Below are 19,750 nucleotides of genomic sequence, written 5' to 3'. Positions count from 1 at the left end.
CATGATTAGTCTAAGTGACTTAAGAAAATTTAAAACCGAAGGACGCAAGTTCTCTTGCCTGACTTGTTACGATGCAAGCATGGCAAAAGCAATGGAACTTGCTGAAGTTGATACAATCTTAATTGGTGATTCTCTTGGAATGGCAATTCAAGGGCGAGATTCAACTTTGCCAGTCACCGTTGAAGATATGGCTTATCATACGGCAGCGGTTCGTCGTGGTAATCAGCATGCATTGATTATGACCGACTTACCATTCATGAGTTATGCAACCTTAAATGATGCTTTGCAGAACTCAAGAACAGTCATGCAGGCTGGCGCTCAAATGGTGAAAATCGAAGGCGGTGCATGGTTAAGTGAAATCGTGCAGGTTTTAACCCGTAATGGCGTGCCTGTTTGTGTACATTTAGGCTTAACACCTCAATCTGTACATGTATTTGGTGGTTATAAATTACAAGCGAGAACACGTGAAGCGGCAGATCAACTCATTGCTGATTGTACAGCAGTAGTTGAGGCGGGTGCATCGGTGTTATTACTTGAATGTGTACCTGCTCAGTTGGGACAAGAAATTGCTGAATTATTCCCAAATACACCTGTAATTGGTATTGGTGCAGGTAATGCAACCGATGGTCAGGTATTGGTTGTACAAGATATGTTAGGTTTAACTTTTGGTCGAGTTGCGCGCTTTGTACGTAACTTTATGAAAGAACAATCAGGTGAAACTGCTATTTTAGATGCGTTTAAAGCTTATCATGCTGCGGTACTTGATCAGTCATTCCCTGCTAAAGAACATACTTTTCACGTTGAGCTGTAATTCATGAAAACAGAAACCACCATACAAGGTCTTGCAGCTTCTTTAAATCCTGCTAGAGCTGCACGTAAAATTATTGGTTTTGTCCCAACAATGGGAAATCTACATGAAGGACATCTCACACTTGTTCGTGAAGCGAAAAAGTTATGTGATGTTGTGGTTGTGAGCATCTTCGTAAATCCGACTCAATTTGGACCGGGTGAAGATTTTGATAACTATCCTCGTACTTTAGAACAAGATAGTCGTCTATTGGCTGATGTAGGTTGTGATATTATTTTTGCGCCATCAGTTGAGCAAATGTACGGTACACAACCGCGTTTAACGAACATCAGTGTAAACCAGATTACAGATGCTTTATGTGGTAGTTCACGTCCAGGACACTTTGATGGTGTAGCTTTGGTGGTAACTAAGCTCTTTAATATTGTGCAACCTAACTACGCTTTCTTTGGACAAAAAGATTACCAGCAGTTAGCAGTTATTCGCCAGTTTGTACAAGATTTAAATATTCCTTTAGAAGTGATTGGTGTGCCAATTGTTCGTGCAGCAGATGGCTTGGCACTTAGCTCAAGAAATGGTTATTTAAGCGATGAGCACCGTCAGGTGGCTCCGGTTATTTATCAAAGTTTGAAGCAGGCTGAGCAACAGTTACATCAAGGTAAAGATTTGCAACAAGTTATAGAAGATATCAAAACTCAGTTGACAGATAATGGTTTTGTTGTGGATTATGTCGAAGCTCGTCAGACAAATCTGTTACCTGCTACTCAATTTGATCGTGATATTGTGTTATTTGTCGCGGCAAAACTGGGTGCAACCCGTTTGATTGACAATTTAGAAGTTGCCTTTACACCCCAATAAATAGATCAAAGGACAGCCATGCCATGAAGCGTATACTTATCGTGACAGGACAGTCTGGTTCAGGAAAATCTTCAGCCCTTCAAGTATTAGAAGATTTGGGCTATTACTGTATTGATAATTTGCCTTTGGCATTGCTGCCTGAAATTGTGGCAAAGCTAGATCATGAAAATAACCTAGAGCAATTAGCTTTAGGTGTGGATGTAAGAAGTACTCGGGCAGATATGCAAGAGTTCGATCATGTTTTTGAGCAATTACAAAGACATGGGACGGTTGATGTTATTTACCTTACTACGCAAGATCAGGATCTGATTGCGCGTTTCAGTGCATCGCGTCGCCCACATCCATTAGCCAACCGTTTTAAAAGTCTGTTGCAATGTATTCATGAAGAAAAGCAGTTACTGCTTCCAATTCAGTTCCGCGCGACGGTTCATATTGATACAACGGATAAAAGCGTTCATGATTTAAAGCATATTTTACTGTCTAAATTGGGGCAGTCGGATAAGCTTATTGTCATATTGCAGTCCTTTGGATATAAACACGGCATTCCTTTAGATGCCGATTATGTTTTTGATGTACGGCATTTACCAAATCCGCATTGGGATTTAGAATTAAGACGTTTTTCTGGTTTGGATGAGCCAGTAAGACAATTTTTAGAAGCAAGTCCACAAGCAAACGAAATGTTTGATGATATTCTTCACTTCTTAAAAAAATGGCTTCCAGCATTTGCTGAAGGACATCGTCACTATATGACGATTTCTATTGGTTGCACTGGAGGTCAACATCGTTCGGTTTATATCGTAGATAGACTAAAACAAGCACTTGAGGCAGAATGGTCTGTTCAGGTCTTACACAGAGAAATGAAGCACTGGTCATGATAGACACAACTGTTGATGTAATTAATAAACTCGGTTTACATGCTCGTGCATCAGGAAAACTGATAGAGGTCACTACAAAGTTTCGTTCGTCGATCCAGATTGGGAAAGGCGATCATTTAGTAGATGCAAAAAATATTATGTCTTTGCTGATGTTAGGTGCAGGTAAAGGGACCACTTTGCGATTGGTCATTGATGGTACCGACGAAGAACAGGCATTAAATGAAGTACTGGCGTTATTCGCAGCAAAATTTTATGAGGCAGATTAATCGTGGCACGTGGTTCCCAACGTTATAGTGAAGAAGATTTTGGTTCTTTAGAAGGACGTGCAAGTAAAACCGAACAGAAAAAAGCAGTGCAACGCATGGCTGCTTTAGGTGAGCAACTCGCACAACTTTCTATTAAACAAATTCAGAAACTTCCAGTTGATGAGCGTTTAATTGATGCTTTAATGGAAGTGCAGAACATTAGTTCTTTTGAAGCACGTCGTCGCCAATTTCAACGTATTGGTAAGTTATTGCGCAATGAAGATGAGACCATTATTTTGTCTTATTTAACCCCGCAGCAAGGCGCAAAAAGACAGGCTCAATTAATGCGTTGGGTTGACCGCATGATTGAACAGGGTGATCCTGCAATTACTGAATTTAGTAAAATTTATAATGCATCGGAACGTCACACCTTGCGTCAGCATGTGTTGAGAATCAACCGTGATAAAACTCAACAGGCGAGTGAAGCAGATATCGAGGCATCAAAAGTTAAATTTGTTAACTATGTACAGCAAATTGCATTATTGTCTGATCAAGGCTAAATGCACTTAAATAAAAAAAGCGACGCTCAAGGCGTCGCTTTTTTTATTTATATATTTTCAGCACGTTCTTTTGCCCATTCCCGCAAAATAAACTTCTGTAATTTGCCGGTCGATGTTTTTGGAATTTCTGTAATGACCACATCTTTAGGAACTTTAAAGCGTGCTAACTCTTTTTGGCAATGTGCAATAATTTCTTCAGGTGTTGCTGTAGCACCCATTTTTAATTCAATAAATGCGCAGGGTACTTCTTGCCAACGGGCATCGGGTTTAGCAACGACCGCAGCAGTTAAAACAGCTGGATGCCTGTACAACACATCTTCTACTTCTAAAGATGAAATATTTTCTCCACCTGAGATAATAATGTCTTTCGAGCGATCAGTAATTTTTGCATAACCATCGGGATGGCAAACGGCTAAGTCCCCTGTATGGAACCATCCACCAGCAAAGGCTTCTTGAGTTGCTTTAGGGTTCTTTAAATAGCCTTTCATGACAATATTGCCACGGAACATGATTTCTCCCATGGTTTGACCATCATTCGGTACAGGTTGCATAGTTTCTGGGTCTAATACACGCATACTGTCTTGTAACGGATAGGGTACGCCTTGACGGGAATGAAGTTGGGCTTGTTCGGCAATTGATAGCTCATTCCATCCTGATTGCGAAGCGCACAAGGCAGAAGGCCCGTAAGTTTCAGTTAAACCATAAACATGGTTTACATTAATTCCCATATTGCGCATACCTTCAATAATAGCAACTGGAGGAGCGGCTCCGGCAACCATTACTTCAACATGGTGATCAAAGTTAGTTTGCTTTTCTTTAGGTAAGTTAATAATCATTGAAAGAACAATAGGGGCACCACAGAAATAATCAACTTTATGTTTTGCAATGAGTTGCATGACTAATTCTGGGTCGACCTTGCGCAAACAAATATTGGTTCCACCACTAGCTGCAATACTCCATGCAAAACACCAACCATTACAATGAAAGAGAGGCAATGTCCATAAATACACAGCGCGAGGTTTCATTCCGCAGGCCAATATGTTACTTGCAGCGTTTAAATAAGCACCCCGATGATGATAAACAACGCCTTTAGGATTACCTGTTGTGCCTGAAGTGTAGCTTAAGCTAATTGCATCCCACTCATCATCTGGTAAGTGCCATACAAAATTAATGTCGCCTTGAGCTATCCATTCTTCATATTCAAAAGAGCCAATAAACTGATTCTCTCCCTCATATTCATCATCAGCTACATCAATCACAATAATGTGTTGGTCAGGAATAAGAGAGAGGGCTTCTCTTGCCAGATTAACAAATTCAGGGTCAACCAAAAGCACTTTGGTTTCAGCATGTTCTAACATGAAAGCTATTGTTTTTGCATCTAAGCGTGTATTGAGCGTATTGAGCACAGCTCCGGTCATCGGTACTGCAAAATGTGCTTCGATCATCGCTGGCACATTAGGCAATAAAACTGATACCGTATCATTTTTACCAATTCCCAGTTGTTTGAGCTGAGAAGCAAACTGGCAACAACGTTGGTAAGTTTCTTTCCATGAAATTTGGCGTTTACCGTGAATAATCGAAGCGTGATTTGGATAAATATAAGCTGCACGCTCTAGGTAGCGTAGAGGCGATAACGCAACAAAGTTTGCGGGTGTGCGTGGCAATTCATCATAAGCACTAACCATGTGAAACAACTCCGTGTTCTATTTTTAATTCATTCTTTGAAAATATGACTTAATACTCAGCAAAGCATCTATGCTTTAGTCTTAAAGGGAAATACCCTCCAGTCAGAAAATGAGCAGAAATGCTATTTTCTTCATCTTAAACCACTTGTGTTGAACATGTTTAAAAAATCATCTCAATATGTTTTTAAGTCATTTATTGCTGTTTACCTGATAAGCAAAATGTATTTATGATTTTATGGGCTCAAAGGTTTTCACTTTGCTTGAACAAGTGTAAAATCTTTGAGGTTTTTTTAATTTTGATTTACACCGTTTTTATATTTTGAGGTTCGCCTCGATCATAATCTCGCGGTGAAATGCTCCTTCGTATAGGGCATCACTCCTTAAGGATTTTTTTATGCCAATTATCACATTGCCAAATGGCGATCAAAAGAATTTTGATCACGCTGTATCTGTTATGGAAGTTGCCCAAAGTATCGGGCCTGGTCTAGCAAAAAATACTGTTGCTGGACGTGTGAATGATCGCTTAGTTGATGCATGTGACTTAATTACAGAAGATTCGACCTTACAAATTATCACTCCAAAAGATGAAGAAGGTCTTGAAATTATTCGCCATTCTTGTGCACACCTTGTCGGACATGCTGTTAAACAGCTTTTCCCTGAAGCCAAGATGGTGATTGGTCCAGTCATTGAAGAAGGTTTTTACTACGACATCTGGATGCCACGTCCTTTTACATTAGACGATATGGCAGCTGTCGAAGAGCGCATGAAAAAGCTCATCGATCAAGATTACGATGTCGTTAAAAAAATGACACCACGTGATGAAGTCATTGCTGAATTTACTGCACGTGGCGAAGAATACAAATTACGCTTGATTGCAGACATGCCTGAAGAAACACAAATGGGCTTGTACTACCATCAAGATTATTTAGATATGTGTCGTGGTCCACACGTACCGAACACTAAATTTTTAAAATCGTTTAAGCTGACAAAAATCTCTGGCGCTTACTGGCGTGGTGATGCGAAGAACGAACAGCTTCAACGTATTTATGGTACTGCATGGGCTGATAAGAAACAGCTTGCTGCATACATCAAACGTATTGAAGAAGCTGAAAAGCGCGACCACCGTAAAATTGGTAAAGCTCTAGACTTGTTCCATATGCAAGAAGAAGCACCAGGTATGGTGTTCTGGCATCCAAACGGTTGGACGATTTACCAAGTTCTTGAACAATACATGCGTAAAGTTCAGCAAGACAATGGTTACCTTGAGATTAAAACACCACAAATCGTAGACTTTACGCTTTGGGAAAAATCAGGTCATGCAGCGAACTATGCAGACAATATGTTTACGACTCATTCAGAAAGTCGTAACTATGCTGTAAAACCAATGAACTGCCCATGTCACGTGCAAGTTTTCAACCAAGGTTTGAAGTCTTACCGTGATTTGCCAATTCGTTTAGCAGAGTTCGGTTCTTGTCATCGTAACGAACCATCTGGTTCTTTACACGGCATTATGCGTGTACGTGGCTTTACACAAGATGACGCACATATCTTCTGTACTAAAGAACAAATCGGTCAAGAAGTTGCAGATTTTATTAAACTGACGCTTGATGTTTATAAAGATTTTGGCTTTGAAGAAGTGCAAATGAAACTTTCTACACGTCCAGAAAAACGTGTGGGTGATGATGCACTTTGGGATATGGCTGAGAAATCTTTAGCAGATGCTTTAGATGCAGCAGGGTTAGAATGGGAATTACAACCTGGTGAAGGTGCGTTCTACGGTCCGAAAATTGAATTCTCATTGAAAGACTGTCTCGGACGTGTATGGCAATGTGGTACTATTCAGTGTGACTTCAACTTACCAGAACGTTTAGATGCGTCTTATGTGACTGAAGACAATGATCGTGATCAGCCTGTTATGTTGCATCGTGCAATTCTTGGCAGTTTTGAGCGTTTTATTGGTATACTAATTGAACACTACGCTGGTTTCATGCCACCTTGGTTGTCACCGTTACAAGCATGTGTCATGAATATCACGGACTCTCAAGCTGAAGCTTGTGAGAAAGTCGTAGCAAAACTCAAAGAAAATGGTCTTCGTGCCATTTCTGACTTGAGAAATGAAAAAATCGGATTTAAGATTCGTGAGCGTACTCTAGAGCGTATTCCTTACTTGTTAGTTCTTGGTGATCGAGAAGTTGAAGAAGGTACAGTGAATGTACGTACCCGCTCAGGAAAAAATTTAGGTACTATGTCAGTAGATGCATTCATTGACTTAGTGAAGTCTGCCGTCGCCGAACGTGGCCGGTATATTGTGGAGTAAGAAAGATTAAACAGCCTGACCGTAACCAACAACAAGGTGCAAAAAGCAACCGTCCAGCAATTAATGATGAGATCCGTGCAAAAGAAGTACGCCTCGTCGGTGCTGAAGGTGAGCAAAAAGGAATTGTTTCATTAAGTGAAGCACTGCGTGCTGCTGAAGAGGTTGAACTTGATCTTGTTGAGATCGTTGCAAACGCCGAGCCGCCTGTTTGTAAAATTATGGATTACAACAAGCACTTGTTTGACCTGAAGCAGAAGCAAAAAGATGCGAAGAAAAAACAGCATCAAGTGCAAGTGAAGGAAATCAAACTGCGCCCTGCAACTGATGTTGGTGATTATCAAGTTAAGCTTCGTGCTATTTTGAAATTCCTTGAAGAAGGAAACAAAGTAAAGATTACTTTACGTTTCCGTGGTCGTGAAATGGCTCACCAACAGCTTGGCTTAGCTCAATTGCAAAAAATTGAAGTTGATGTAGCTGAGTTTGGGGTTGTGGAACAAGCACCAAAAATGGAAGGCCGTCAAATGGGTATGTTACTTGGACCGAAAAAGAAAAAGTAATACTCAAAAAAAGCACTGCAAAAGCAGTGCTTTTTTATAACTAAATACAAATAAAAAAGATGATTTAATTTTTCTCTATTCAGTTTCATTTAAGACAATCAATATATTTTTCTATGAAATTCAATTCTCGAATTTTATGTGTTTTTTGGTGTTGGAAATCTCATAGTCTTTCTTAAAACATGATATAAACCAAGACGCAGTCATGATAATGATGAATAGGAAAATAGAATGATTGATCTATATTATTGGGGAACTCCCAATGGACATAAAATCACAATTGCCTTAGAAGAAATGGGACTGGATTACACTCTTTATCCAATCAATATTTTAGAAAATGATCAATTTCAACCAGACTTCCTGAGAATTTCCCCAAATAATAAAATTCCTGCGATTGTTGATCAAGATGGACCCCGTGGTGAGCCAATTTCTATATTTGAGTCAGGCGCTATCTTGCAATATTTAGGTAGAAAAACTGGATTATTTTATCCAACTGATGAGCAAGAGCGAGTTGAAGTCGAGCAATGGCTCATGTGGCAAATGGGTGGTTTAGGGCCTATGCTTGGGCAAAATCATCATTTCAATCGTTTTGCCCCAGAAAAAATCCCCTATGCGATAGACCGCTATGTGAATGAGACTAAACGCTTATATAGTGTACTTAACAAACAACTCATTGGTCAGAAGTTTGTCGCTGGTGAATACTCTATTGCGGATATGGCAATTTTACCTTGGATTTTACGTTATGAATGGCAAAGTATTCAGATTGAAGACTATCCATACGTACAAGAATATATTGTACGTTTAACAGCACGGCCCGCAGTTCAGAAAGCACTATCGATTAAAGTGGCCTAATTTCTTGCTTGGATTTAGTGAATACTTGAAGCAAAAAGTCATTTGGTGTGATTGATTATGCTGAGTTACTTTTTGCTTTTTATTAGTGCTTTTGGCGCTGCGACATTACTACCTCTACAGTCTGAAGCGGTATTGGTAACCTTATTATTAAAGGGGCAATATTCAGCTTTGCTTTTAATTAGCATAGCTACTTTGGGTAATGTATTGGGTTCTTGCGTTAATTGGTGGCTAGGCCTAAAGATAGAACAATTTAAACATCGTAAGTGGTTTCCAGTTTCTGAAAAGCGTTTACAACAAGCGCAGAGCTTTTACCATAAATATGGATTTTACTCCTTACTTTTGAGTTGGACGCCTATTATTGGCGATCCCATTACTTTAGTTGCTGGGCTGTTCAAAGAAAATTTTTGGCGCTTCCTTGGTATAGTCCTTATTGCTAAAGCAGGGCGTTATCTGTTTATTTACTGGGTAGTAATGGGTTTTATTTAAAATAAAAAAGCATCCGAAGATGCTTGAATTATAAATAAGTATTTAGTCTTCTGAGCTTTTGGTAATGTCTACTTTAAATAGATCATTCGTTTTGAGCCAACAGAAAGTCACAACAACAAGCGTCATACAGCCTCCGAAAATAGTCGCTGTAATAGTTCCCAAATATTTAGCTGCTAAGCCTGACTCAAAAGCTCCTAATTCATTACTCGAAGACACAAACATACCATTTACAGCGGCTACGCGTCCCCGCATATTTTCTGGTGGGAAAATTTGCAAAATAGTTTGTCTTACAACCACAGAAATACTGTCACATGCGCCTGTCATAGCAAGCGCAAAGAGAGATAACCACATATTGTTCGAGAAGGCGAATAAAATGGTGAATATTCCAAAACCTGCTACAGCAAGTAACATGTTACGCCATGCATGTTGAGTAGGAGGGAAGCGGGTTAAGGCAATCATGGTAACAAGCGCACCAATAGATGGAGCCGCACGTAAATATCCAAGCCCTTCAGGACCGACTTTTAATATATCTTCTGCAAAAATGGGTAATAACGCGATGACACCCCCAAATAAAACAGAAGCTAAATCAAGAGAAATTGCCCAAAGAACAATTTTGGTTTTCCAGATAAAACGGAAACCGTCTCCTAAGCTTTCTAAAATATTGTCAGTTTCAATTTTAGGGAAACTACGTTTATGCAATAAGTTAATTAGAATAAAGCAAATAGCGAGTAAAGCAGCGACACTAAATAGGCTAGTTTCCCGTCCTAAATAAGCAAGCATAAAACCACCAAGCATTGGGCCGATAATTACACCACTTTGCCAGCCAATCGTTGTCCATGTCGCACCATTTGCATAGAGTTCGCGTGGAATTAAAAATGGTTTTAAAGATGTTGCAGAAGGGTTGTAGAAACCGCGGATTGTTCCTAAACCAAAAATAACAGCATAAATGCCCCAAGAAAGGAAGCTAACACTGATATGCCCTAAACCATGTAAGTGGAAAAGTAACCATAAAACCAAGGGAAGAGGAACCGAGAAAAATAAACAGATTTTCATAATGAGCTGTTTATTAAACCTATCTGCGAAATAACCTCCCCAAAGAGAAAGGGCAATAAATGGAATTGCTTCTGCGAGTCCGATTAAACCTAAGGTCAGTGGATCTTTGGTGATTTGATATAATGAGTAGGCAACAATAATTTCTTGAATCAAAATTGCGAGCGTTAAGCAAAATTGATTGATCGTAACGATAGAGAAATCTCGATACCGTAATGCAGCGAAAGCATCATTTTGTATATTCATATTCTTTTGAATTTAAGCGATTGTACTTATTATAGAGGATGATTTTATGGGTTTTCTCGTAATTTGATAATTGATTATAGAAAATAACGTTTATATAAAATAGACAATTTAATATCAAAAAATGAGCATTTTACTTTTGTTTTAAGCTGGGATGCTTTAGAATATCGGCTCCCTTACCTGCAGGTCGTTTTTGCAATGGTGCAAACGTTCCGAACAGGTGTTCAAAAGAGGTTGTTATGCCTAAGATGAAAACTCGCCGCGGTGCTGCTAAACGCTTCAAGGCGACTGCACACGGTTTTAAGCGCAAACAAGCATTTAAGCGCCACATTTTGACCAAAAAATCTGCTAAACGTATCCGTCAATTACGCGGCTGTGTAATGGTTCATGTTTCTGACGTGAACTCAGTTCGTCGTATGTGCCCATACATCTAAGGAGATTATAAATGGCTCGTGTAAAACGTGGTGTAGTGGCTCATCGTCGTCACAAAAAAATTCTTGCTCGCGCTAAAGGTTACTATGGTGCTCGTTCACGCGTTTACCGCGTAGCGTTCCAAGCGGTAATCAAAGCTGGTCAATACGCTTATCGTGACCGCCGTCAAAAGAAACGTCAATTCCGTGCTTTATGGATTGCGCGTATCAATGCTGGTGCTCGTCAAAACGGTTTGTCTTACAGCCGTATGATCGATGGCTTGAAAAAAGCTCAAGTGATCATCGACCGTCGCGTATTAGCTGACATCGCTATGCATGATGCAGTAGCATTTGCTGCTTTAGCTGAAAAAGCTAAAGGCGCATTAGCTGCATAAGCTTAGAGATTCAAAAAAGGCCGCTTTTTAGCGGTCTTTTTTATTTTTAGTGGTTCTGTTTTAAAAAAGATAATAACCAGAGATAAATTATGAAAGATGAAAAATTTTTAGATGACTTAATTCAAAAAGTGCAAAAAGGTGATCAGTTTAAATATTTATATTTTTGGGGGCATACTCCTAAGCAAGCTGATCTTATTGATAAGAGTTGTTTTAGTCAGTGGTATCCAGTGCAATTTAAAGATGAAGGTATTGAATACTTTACTGCTGAGCACTATATGATGGCGCAAAAAGCAAAATTATTTAATGATGAGCAAATCTTTGCACAGATCTTGCAAGTTAAACATCCGAATGAAGCAAAACAACTAGGTCGTAAAGTGCGCAATTATGATGAAAAGATATGGCAAGAAAAACGTTTTGATATCGTGGTGCAGGCGAACTTTGCTAAATTCTCTCAGCATCCTGAATTGAAAGAATTCTTATTAGCTACGAAAGATCGTATTTTGGTTGAAGCATCTCCAGTAGATAAAATTTGGGGAATTGGTATGGCGCAAGATCATTTACATATTCAAGACCCATCTCAATGGCAAGGTTTAAATTTATTGGGCTTTGCTTTAATGCATGTTCGGGAGCAGCTTTTAACTCAATAAATTTGTATTAAAAAATGATACTTAACTTTAAAAAGTAATGATGTGCGGGGAACGAATTGAAATCATTAAATGAAAGAGAAATTCGTATAGCCACTTTTAAGGATTCATTATCTATTGCAGAAGTGCATGTACAGTGTTGGAAAGAAACCTATACAGGTATGCTTAAGCAAGAAATATTGGATGAGCTTAAAGTACTAGATAAGGAGCTACTATGGAAAGAAATAACCAAAAGCCCTGATCATAAGTTATTTATTTATACTGAACATGGAATGGTAAAAGGCTTTCTCGATGGTTATCTTAACCCAGAGAATAATATTGCTGAAATTCTTGCCTTTTATCTTTTGAAAGAAATTCAAAGGCAAGGTATAGGCCGTGAGTTATTTCAAAAATTCTATAAATGTGCATTAAATCAGGGTTACGCTTTTATTCGTTTAGAAGTCTTTAACAAAAATCCGAGTCGTTTCTTCTATGAAAAAATGGGAGCCAAAATAATTGGCGAAGCCGAACTACCTGAGTTCGGCTTCGAAATAACAGAATTACTTTATCAATGGGAACTGTAATCTTGATTAAAGGCCAAAATAATAAGCCAAAGCACAAATAATAATCGTTAAAACAATCAGCTTAATAACGCCTGAACCAGTGCCTTTATGGTGGTGAGATTTCAAATGTTGTGGATTTTCATTTGATTGCTCGAACGGAGAAGCCTTAACGACTGGAATTATTTGAGCTGTTTGGTAGTGATTAGCAGTCTTAACAATAAGCTTGGCAAACAAATCATCAGTTTTTTGCGTGAAATTTCTTAAATTAATGAGTTGTTCTTGGTCTAGCTCTTCTCCTAAAGGATCATTTGCAAGTCGCTTCTTTTGTTCTAAATAGTTGGTTAATGCTTGAGTACGAGATAAAAGCTGGTGAGCATAATCTGCAGGATAATTTTCTGGAATTAAAGCAAGTTTTGGTGCTTGGCTCGTAATGTTTGTACCATCAAAATAAGCTTTTTGAAACTCTGGTTCTTCAAAACCTGCTGCATATTTACTACGAAATAATTCACTATCCATAAAGTCTGCTATTTCTTGCCATGGCGGATTTTTTAAATCTGCTTCAATTTTTTTTGATAATTTTTCAGTTAGTTCAAAACGCCAGAAAGTTTCTAAACGAAGTTCGCAGGTTTGTGAAGGAGGGGCTTCAAACTCATTGTCATTGTTATACCATTCAGCAAGTTCTTGGCCGAAAATCCATGCAAATTTCTTATTATTTTCATGGCTCACAATAAAATGAGTATAAGGTAAAAGCTCAACATTGCTGTTTGGATTTTGCTCTTCATTTAGAAGGCTTGATAAATGTAAGCTAAGCTGAGTGGTGCCTTGTTTTTTTAAAGCTTCCAACCAAACTTGAAAGTGTTGCGCAAGCAAATGCTGAGAAGCTAAGTCACGAAATTGAAAACTATGGTGATCAAAAATATGATGTTGTCGCCATTGGGTAAAGCTTAAATTCTGGCGGAGGTATTCATTACCATACGTCACAAGCGTAAGTTGTTGTTTCCAAATTTGATTGAGCGCCATAATAGTTGATCTCATTGACGATGCTATTATCTTATACGTTTTATCTTTTTGTTGCCTAATACATTTTTCATGATGGATAAACTTCATCAATTCGATGAAAAACTGTTAGAATGCAGTGTTTTATTATATTTTTTAATTTGTTGCTTTGAGAGTTAATATGTCACTGGAAGCCCTGACCACAGAAGCGCTTGCTGCCATTGCAGCAGCTCAAGACCTTGTTGCACTTGATCAGGTACGTGTGCAATTTACAGGGAAAAAAAGCCAGCTTGCAGAACAATCGAAAGCATTAGGGAAAATGGACCCTGAAGAACGCAAAGTACAAGGTGCTGCGATTCATGCTGTTCGAGAAACAATTAATACTGCTTTAACAGAACGTCAAGCAGCATTACAGCAGGCAGCACTTGAGCAAAAGCTAGCAAGTGAAACGATTGATATTACTTTGCCGGGCCGCGGTCAGCGTGTTGGTACAGTCCATCCTGTTACCCAAGTACAAGAAAGAATTTGTCAGTTCTTCACTAAAGCTGGTTTTACAGTCGCGACTGGTCCAGAAGTTGAAGATGACTATCATAATTTTGAAGCATTAAATATTCCTGGTCACCATCCAGCGCGTGCTATGCACGATACTTTCTATTTTGATGCCACTCATTTACTGCGTACGCATACGTCTGGTGTACAGATTCGTACAATGGAAACAAGTGAGCCACCAATTCGTATTGTATGTCCTGGGCGTGTTTATCGTTGTGACTCAGATCAAACGCATTCACCTATGTTCCATCAGATCGAAGGTCTATACGTTGCAGAGAACACCAGCTTTGCTGAGTTAAAAGGTTTATTGATTAATCTGCTTAATGAATTTTTTGAAAAAGATTTAAAGGTACGTTTCCGCCCATCATATTTCCCGTTTACTGAACCAAGTGCGGAAGTAGATATTATGGATGAACGTGGCCGTTGGTTAGAAGTTTTAGGCTGTGGCATGGTACATCCAAATGTATTACGTGCTGCTGGTATTGATCCTGATAAATACAAAGGCTTTGCTTTTGGTTTAGGGGTAGAGCGTTTTGCAATGTTGCGTTATGGCATTAATGACTTGCGTATGTTCTATCAAAATGATGTGCGTTTCTTACGCCAATTTGCCTAACAGTTTTTCAGGATTAAAAAAGGTTTATAAAGATGAAGATTAGCGAAAATTGGCTACGCACATGGGTTAACCCAGCAATTGATAGTGATACATTGTCTGATCAGTTGACGATGCTTGGTCTTGAAGTTGATGAATTGGCACCTGTGGCTAAACCATTTACAGGTGTTGTAATCGGTGAAGTGTTAACTGTTGAGCAGCATCCTGATGCAGACCGTCTGCGTGTAACAACAGTGAATATTGGTTCAGGTGAGCCTCTGCAAATCGTATGTGGTGCACCTAACGTTCGCGTTGGAATGAAACCACCTGTGGCAACCATTGGTGCAGTTTTACCTGGTGATTTTAAAATCAAAAAAGGTAAACTTCGTGGAGTTGAGTCACAAGGCATGCTTTGTGGTGCTTCTGAGATTGATCTTGAAGATAAAATCGATGGTTTGCTCGAACTGCCAGCGGATGCTCCAGTAGGAGTAAATATCCGTGAATACCTCAAACTTGATGACAATGTCATTGATATCAGTATTACGCCAAACCGTGGTGACTGTTTTAGTATTCGTGGTATTGCTCGTGAAATTGCAGTTATTAATAAGCTGCAAATGAATGAACCTGTAATTAACTCGGTTGATGCCACCATTGCTGATGAGAAAAAAGTAGTTATCAGTACTGAAGGTGCTCCGCGTTATCTAGGGCGTGTAGTTAAAAACGTTAATGTAAAAGCTGCGACTCCTGAGTGGATGCAACAGGCGTTATCACGTTCAGGAATTCGTACTCATAGTATTTTGGTTGATGTGACCAACTACGTCTTAATGGAATTGGGTCAACCAATGCATGCATTCGATTTGTCTAAAATCGAAGGGACTGTACATGTTCGTCAAGCAACACAACAAGAAAAGTTACAACTTCTGAATGATCAAGAAGTTGAGTTGCAAGAAGATATTATGGTTATTGCTGATGACCAAAAAGCTTTAGCAATTGCTGGAATTATGGGCGGTTTAGCATCAAGTGTAACCGATGACACTACCGATATCTTCCTAGAAAGTGCATTCTTCGCGCCACTCGCGATTGCTGGTCGTGCTCGTCGTTTTGGTTTACATACAGACTCTTCACAGCGTTATGAACGTGGTGTGGATTTTGAGTTGCCTTTAATAGCGATGAACCGTGCTTCGCAGCTTATTCAAGAGTTAGCGGGCGGTGAATTTGGCCCAATTACTGTAGCTGAAAAAACTGACTTACTTCCAAAACGTGAAGCCATTGAACTGAAACAAGTTCAGGTAGACCAGTTGTTAGGATATCAAGTCGCGGGTGAGTTCATTGCAGATGCTTTAACCCGACTAGGGTGTAAGGTAACAGTTAAAGCTGAAGGTGAATGGAGCGTAGTGCCACCATCGCATCGTTACGATATGGCTATTTATCAAGATTTAATTGAGGAAGTTGCGCGTATTGATGGCTATGACAATATCCAGATTAGCTTACCAAGCATGGATGTTAAATTTGCGAAATACCAAGATCGCTTTGAACTCGCTGAATTGCGTCAAACGATCGTGACGTTAGGTTATCAAGAAGCAATTAGTTTTAGCTTTGCTGATGCCAAACTTGAAAAGCAATTAAATCCCGAAGTCAAGCCGTTGATGCTCGCAAATCCAATTTCAAGTGATTTAGCCGCAATGCGTAGTACTTTACTTTCTAGTTTAGTTCCTTGCGTACAATATAATCTCAACCGTCAGCAAAGTCGTGTTCGCTTCTTCGAATTCGGACTGCGTTTTAATTATCAAAATGCTAAGACCATTGAAGACTTACAACAGACTCCTACTTTGGCTCTTGTTGCAGTCGGCTCGCAAGAGCCAGAATCATGGCATGCTAAACCGCAACCGATGGATTTCTTTGATTTCAAAGGTGAAGTAGAAGAGATATTAGCTGCTGGACGTGTAAGTGTTGAATATGTTCGTTCAGAACGTGCGTGGTTGCACCCAGGGCAATCAGCTGAAATTTTAGTAGATGGTAAGTCAATTGGTTATTTGGGTCGTTTGCACCCATCTCTAGAAAATGAGCTTGATTTAAGCACTACTTGGGTTGCTGAACTCGATCAAACAGCTGTTTTGCAATCTTATGTATCTAATTTTACAGAATTATCACGTTTTCCTTCGGTTAGACGTGATATTGCGCTTTTAATCTCTGATAATATAAATGTTAGAGATATTCAGCAGTTAATCGAACAAACTGGTGGAGAGCTTTTAGACTCTACATGGTTATTCGATGTGTATACGGGGCAGGGTGTCGAAGATGGTAAGCGCTCATTAGCGTTCGCACTATTGTGGCAACATCCTTCACGTACGCTTGAAGATGCTGAAATTAAATCTGGTATGGACAATATTATCCAAGTGTTAGAAAACACTTATCAAGCGACATTGAGGGCCTCATGACAGCATTAACTAAAGCAGACATGGCTGATCATTTAAGTGAGTTAACCAGCTTAAATCGCCGTGAAGCAAAACAAATGGTCGAGTTGTTCTTCGACGAAATTAGCCAAGCACTTATTGCAGGGGAGCAGGTTAAGCTCTCTGGTTTCGGTAATTTTGAATTAAGAGATAAACGCGAACGTCCAGGACGTAATCCGAAGACAGGCGAAGAAATTCCGATTTCTGCTCGTCGTGTAGTAACCTTCAGAGCGGGTCAGAAATTTAGACAACGCGTTGGAAATGAGCAGATCGATTGATCTGCTTTTTTTTTACTTATATTTAGACAGCTTTATTTAACTACGATGTTATGTCAATTTATCTAGGTACATTAAGCGAAGTACCCTTAGGAATTTAAAATTTAGGCATAAAAAAAGAGGACAAAATGTCCTCTTTTTATCTAATCTAGATTATAGATTAGTGTGCAGCAGAAGCAGCAGCTTCAGAAGCAGCAGGTGCAGAAGCAGCAGCAGCAGAAGCTTCAGAAGCAGCATCAACAGCTGAAGAAGCAGCAGTAGCAGCTTCAGAAGCAGCAGTAGTAGCTTCAGAAGCAGCAGCTACAGCTTCAGAAGCAGCAGCAGGAGCTTCTTCTTTCTTAGAACAACCAACGAAAGCTAAAGTAGCAGCTACAGCAGCAGCAACAGCAAATTTTTTGAATAACATGGCATCACTCTCACAAAAAAGATTTGAGATTAAAAAAACCTAAGTTGGACTGTTTTGCTTTTATTATTCCTAAAACGTAGCTAGGTAACAACGCATGGAGCAGTCTAACTGGTCTGCCGCTATGCTATCACTGCAAATGCTGAAATACTACTGCCGTCTGTCAAAAAAACGTATGAAAAAGAGAAAAACAGTCTGTTTTTTAACAGAAAAAAACAATCAATCAGCCCGAGTACATTGGAAAAGGTAGAGGTAAGCCACTAAAAAACTTAATTTTTTTAATTCAAAAATATTTATTATCAAAATCTTATAAATAATTTTACATAAAAAACTGCAAAATGTATTTTTGTGTAAAGCTTGTCAACCAAATAAAAAGCCACTCAAAAGAGTGGCTTTTTATTGAAGATTAATCGATTAAGTTGAAGCTTTACGTTTCATTTGATCGAAGAAATCATCATTTGTTTTAGTTTCTTTCATGCGATCAAGTAAGAATTCCATTGCCGCCAACTCGTCCATAGGGTGAAGAAGCTTGCGGAGGATCCATACTTTACGTAAGTTATCATCATCCATTAAGCGTTCTTCACGACGGGTGCCAGATTTCTTAATATTCATTGCAGGGAAGACGCGTTTTTCAGCAATACGGCGATCAAGAGTAATCTCTTGGTTACCTGTACCTTTGAATTCTTCATAAATTACGTCATCCATTTTACTGCCTGTTTCAATCAAAGCAGTTGAGATGATCGTAAGAGATCCACCTTCTTCAATATTACGTGCAGCACCGAAGAAGCGTTTAGGGCGCTCTAATGCGTGAGCATCTACACCACCAGTTAATACTTTACCTGATGAAGGAATGACAGTGTTATATGCACGCGCTAAACGGGTAATAGAGTCAAGCAGAATCACAACGTCTTTTTTATGTTCAACAAGACGTTTTGCTTTTTCAATCACCATTTCTGCAACTTGTACGTGGCGAGCAGGAGCTTCATCAAAAGTTGAAGCAATCACTTCACCGCGAACAGTACGTTCCATTTCAGTTACTTCTTCTGGACGCTCGTCAATTAATAGAACAATCAGGAATACTTCAGGATTGTTTCTAACAATAGATTGAGCAATATTTTGAAGTAACATTGTTTTACCCGCTTTTGGCGGTGCAACAATAATAGAACGTTGACCTTTACCAATTGGCGCAACTAAGTCAACCACACGAGAAGTTAAGTCTTCTGTCGTACCATTGCCTAGTTCCATAACCAATTGTTCGGTTGGGAAAAGGGGAGTTAAGTTTTCAAATAGAATTTTATTTCGAGAATTTTCTGGCGTGTCATAGTTAATCTGGTTAACTTTGAGCAACGCAAAATAACGCTCACCTTCTTTTGGAGGGCGAATAGTACCTGTGATGGTATCGCCTGTACGCAAGTTAAAGCGTCGGATTTGTGAGGGACTCACATAAATATCATCCGGACCTGCTAAATACGAACCTGCGGCAGAGCGCAAAAAACCAAAACCATCAGAGAGAATTTCAAGAACGCCATCACCAAAAATTTCTTCGCCATTCATTGCATGGCGTTTCAAAATGGCAAAGATAATATCTTGCTTTCGGTTACGAGCCATACCTTCCAGGCCCATAAATTCAGCAATTTTAATTAATTCACCAATTGGTTTTTTCTTGAGTTCAGTTAAATTCATAAGGGTCAGAATTAGGAAAGAGTAGAGTGTGGTTTAAAAAGAAGAAAAATCGCTCGCATACAAAAAAGATTATCGCAATTGTATTTACACAATAACAATTCAGAAGTCTGATTGATTGTTTCGAAGAAAAATGTGAAAAAACAATTTCTGTTGCCGAGTGGCGATCTTTATGTTTGTGTCTTGTAAGAAGCCGGACGAAGATGATTCCCTTCAGTGCCTCTTGAGCATGTAATATAAGCCAGCTTAGTTAATTTGTCAATTTATAGCCGAAAAAAATACGC

General features: G+C 39.2%; 22 protein-coding genes. 17 read left to right on the top strand and 5 right to left on the bottom strand.

Annotated elements, in window-relative coordinates; all coding sequences use genetic code 11:
- Position 1: 1 nt before the first annotated feature.
- From panB to yjgA, 5 genes are read left to right on the top strand one after another with little or no spacing between them, the layout of a single operon-like run.
- Positions 2 to 811: a 3-methyl-2-oxobutanoate hydroxymethyltransferase gene (panB, locus tag ACLBWE_RS08955; RefSeq protein ID WP_003655024.1), complete on the top strand. Its 810-nt coding sequence runs from the start codon at positions 2 to 4 to the stop codon at positions 809 to 811.
- 3 nt (positions 812 to 814) lie between these two features.
- Positions 815 to 1,663: a pantoate--beta-alanine ligase gene (gene panC, locus ACLBWE_RS08950; protein ID WP_416659164.1), complete on the top strand. Its 849-nt coding sequence runs from the start codon at positions 815 to 817 to the stop codon at positions 1,661 to 1,663.
- 23 nt (positions 1,664 to 1,686) lie between these two features.
- A complete protein-coding gene (gene rapZ, locus ACLBWE_RS08945; protein ID WP_003655028.1) occupies positions 1,687 to 2,538 on the top strand; it encodes an RNase adapter RapZ in 852 nt (283 codons plus the stop codon).
- Complete coding sequence (locus tag ACLBWE_RS08940; protein WP_013198928.1) at positions 2,535 to 2,804, top strand: HPr family phosphocarrier protein; 270 nt, start codon at positions 2,535 to 2,537, stop codon at positions 2,802 to 2,804. The genes rapZ and ACLBWE_RS08940 overlap by 4 nt, the downstream gene beginning before the upstream one ends.
- A gap of 2 nt (positions 2,805 to 2,806) precedes the next feature.
- Entirely contained in the window at positions 2,807 to 3,343 is a 537-nt protein-coding gene (yjgA, locus tag ACLBWE_RS08935) for a ribosome biogenesis factor YjgA (protein WP_003655034.1), read from the top strand.
- 47 nt (positions 3,344 to 3,390) lie between these two features.
- Here yjgA and ACLBWE_RS08930 read toward each other — a convergent pair whose 3' ends face one another.
- Positions 3,391 to 5,028 carry an acyl-CoA synthetase gene (locus tag ACLBWE_RS08930; protein WP_447602419.1) on the bottom strand — a complete coding sequence of 546 codons (1,638 nt, stop codon included), beginning with the start codon at positions 5,026 to 5,028 and terminating at the stop codon, positions 3,391 to 3,393.
- A gap of 394 nt (positions 5,029 to 5,422) precedes the next feature.
- On the opposite strand from ACLBWE_RS08930, the gene thrS reads away from it, so the two are divergent.
- From thrS to ACLBWE_RS08910, 4 genes are all read left to right on the top strand, one after another.
- On the top strand, positions 5,423 to 7,345 hold the full coding sequence (gene thrS / locus ACLBWE_RS08925) for a threonine--tRNA ligase (protein ID WP_003655037.1): 1,923 nt from the start codon (positions 5,423 to 5,425) through the stop codon (positions 7,343 to 7,345).
- A 5-nt stretch (positions 7,346 to 7,350) separates the two neighbouring features.
- On the top strand, positions 7,351 to 7,902 hold the full coding sequence (gene infC / locus ACLBWE_RS08920; protein WP_080026316.1) for a translation initiation factor IF-3: 552 nt from the start codon (positions 7,351 to 7,353) through the stop codon (positions 7,900 to 7,902).
- Positions 7,903 to 8,130: 228 nt separating this feature from the next.
- A complete protein-coding gene (locus ACLBWE_RS08915; RefSeq protein WP_447602416.1) occupies positions 8,131 to 8,751 on the top strand; it encodes a glutathione S-transferase N-terminal domain-containing protein in 621 nt (206 codons plus the stop codon).
- A 57-nt stretch (positions 8,752 to 8,808) separates the two neighbouring features.
- Positions 8,809 to 9,237 carry a YqaA family protein gene (locus tag ACLBWE_RS08910; RefSeq protein WP_080026317.1) on the top strand — a complete coding sequence of 143 codons (429 nt, stop codon included), beginning with the start codon at positions 8,809 to 8,811 and terminating at the stop codon, positions 9,235 to 9,237.
- 42 nt (positions 9,238 to 9,279) lie between these two features.
- Here the strand turns inward: ACLBWE_RS08910 and nreB are convergent, their stop codons facing one another.
- Entirely contained in the window at positions 9,280 to 10,533 is a 1,254-nt protein-coding gene (gene nreB, locus ACLBWE_RS08905) for a nickel resistance MFS transporter NreB (protein WP_426455911.1), read from the bottom strand.
- A gap of 236 nt (positions 10,534 to 10,769) precedes the next feature.
- On the opposite strand from nreB, the gene rpmI reads away from it, so the two are divergent.
- The 4 genes from rpmI to ACLBWE_RS08885 all read left to right on the top strand — a co-directional run bounded on the left by rpmI (position 10,770) and on the right by ACLBWE_RS08885 (position 12,542).
- Complete coding sequence (gene rpmI, locus ACLBWE_RS08900; protein WP_003655048.1) at positions 10,770 to 10,964, top strand: 50S ribosomal protein L35; 195 nt, start codon at positions 10,770 to 10,772, stop codon at positions 10,962 to 10,964.
- A gap of 11 nt (positions 10,965 to 10,975) precedes the next feature.
- Complete coding sequence (rplT, locus tag ACLBWE_RS08895; protein ID WP_000124858.1) at positions 10,976 to 11,335, top strand: 50S ribosomal protein L20; 360 nt, start codon at positions 10,976 to 10,978, stop codon at positions 11,333 to 11,335.
- A gap of 89 nt (positions 11,336 to 11,424) precedes the next feature.
- Positions 11,425 to 11,982 carry an NADAR family protein gene (locus tag ACLBWE_RS08890; protein ID WP_447602411.1) on the top strand — a complete coding sequence of 186 codons (558 nt, stop codon included), beginning with the start codon at positions 11,425 to 11,427 and terminating at the stop codon, positions 11,980 to 11,982.
- A gap of 56 nt (positions 11,983 to 12,038) precedes the next feature.
- A complete protein-coding gene (locus tag ACLBWE_RS08885) occupies positions 12,039 to 12,542 on the top strand; it encodes a GNAT family N-acetyltransferase (RefSeq protein WP_447602409.1) in 504 nt (167 codons plus the stop codon).
- A 6-nt stretch (positions 12,543 to 12,548) separates the two neighbouring features.
- Here ACLBWE_RS08885 and ACLBWE_RS08880 read toward each other — a convergent pair whose 3' ends face one another.
- Positions 12,549 to 13,541: a hypothetical protein gene (locus tag ACLBWE_RS08880; protein ID WP_447602712.1), complete on the bottom strand. Its 993-nt coding sequence runs from the start codon at positions 13,539 to 13,541 to the stop codon at positions 12,549 to 12,551.
- Between the two features lie 157 nt (positions 13,542 to 13,698).
- Here ACLBWE_RS08880 and pheS point away from each other — a divergent pair, with 157 nt between their 5' ends.
- Genes pheS through ACLBWE_RS08865 form a run of 3 tightly spaced genes read left to right on the top strand, consistent with a single transcriptional unit; the run spans position 13,699 to position 17,386 of the window.
- The gene (gene pheS, locus ACLBWE_RS08875) at positions 13,699 to 14,679 is read left to right on the top strand and encodes a phenylalanine--tRNA ligase subunit alpha (RefSeq protein ID WP_003655056.1); all 981 of its coding nucleotides are present in this window, start codon (positions 13,699 to 13,701) and stop codon (positions 14,677 to 14,679) included.
- A 32-nt stretch (positions 14,680 to 14,711) separates the two neighbouring features.
- Positions 14,712 to 17,093, top strand: coding sequence for a phenylalanine--tRNA ligase subunit beta (gene pheT / locus ACLBWE_RS08870; RefSeq protein ID WP_447602406.1), 2,382 nt, complete (start codon positions 14,712 to 14,714; stop codon positions 17,091 to 17,093).
- Positions 17,090 to 17,386 (top strand): integration host factor subunit alpha, encoded by a 297-nt coding sequence (locus ACLBWE_RS08865; RefSeq protein ID WP_000126166.1) that lies wholly within the window; start codon positions 17,090 to 17,092, stop codon positions 17,384 to 17,386. Before pheT ends, ACLBWE_RS08865 begins: the two co-directional genes overlap by 4 nt.
- A 157-nt stretch (positions 17,387 to 17,543) precedes the next feature.
- Here ACLBWE_RS08865 and ACLBWE_RS08860 read toward each other — a convergent pair whose 3' ends face one another.
- Positions 17,544 to 17,789: a hypothetical protein gene (locus tag ACLBWE_RS08860; RefSeq protein ID WP_133747670.1), complete on the bottom strand. Its 246-nt coding sequence runs from the start codon at positions 17,787 to 17,789 to the stop codon at positions 17,544 to 17,546.
- Between the two features lie 94 nt (positions 17,790 to 17,883).
- Between ACLBWE_RS08860 and ACLBWE_RS08855 the strand changes: the two genes are divergently transcribed.
- Entirely contained in the window at positions 17,884 to 18,036 is a 153-nt protein-coding gene (locus tag ACLBWE_RS08855; protein ID WP_080026324.1) for a hypothetical protein, read from the top strand.
- Positions 18,037 to 18,200: 164 nt separating this feature from the next.
- Here ACLBWE_RS08855 and rho read toward each other — a convergent pair whose 3' ends face one another.
- On the bottom strand, positions 18,201 to 19,469 hold the full coding sequence (gene rho, locus ACLBWE_RS08850) for a transcription termination factor Rho (protein WP_003655059.1): 1,269 nt from the start codon (positions 19,467 to 19,469) through the stop codon (positions 18,201 to 18,203).
- Positions 19,470 to 19,750 lie beyond the last annotated feature (281 nt).

The sequence above is a fragment of the Acinetobacter sp. M5A5_2a genome, from assembly GCF_053345265.1.
This window is presented reverse-complemented; position numbering and strand designations above follow the sequence as displayed.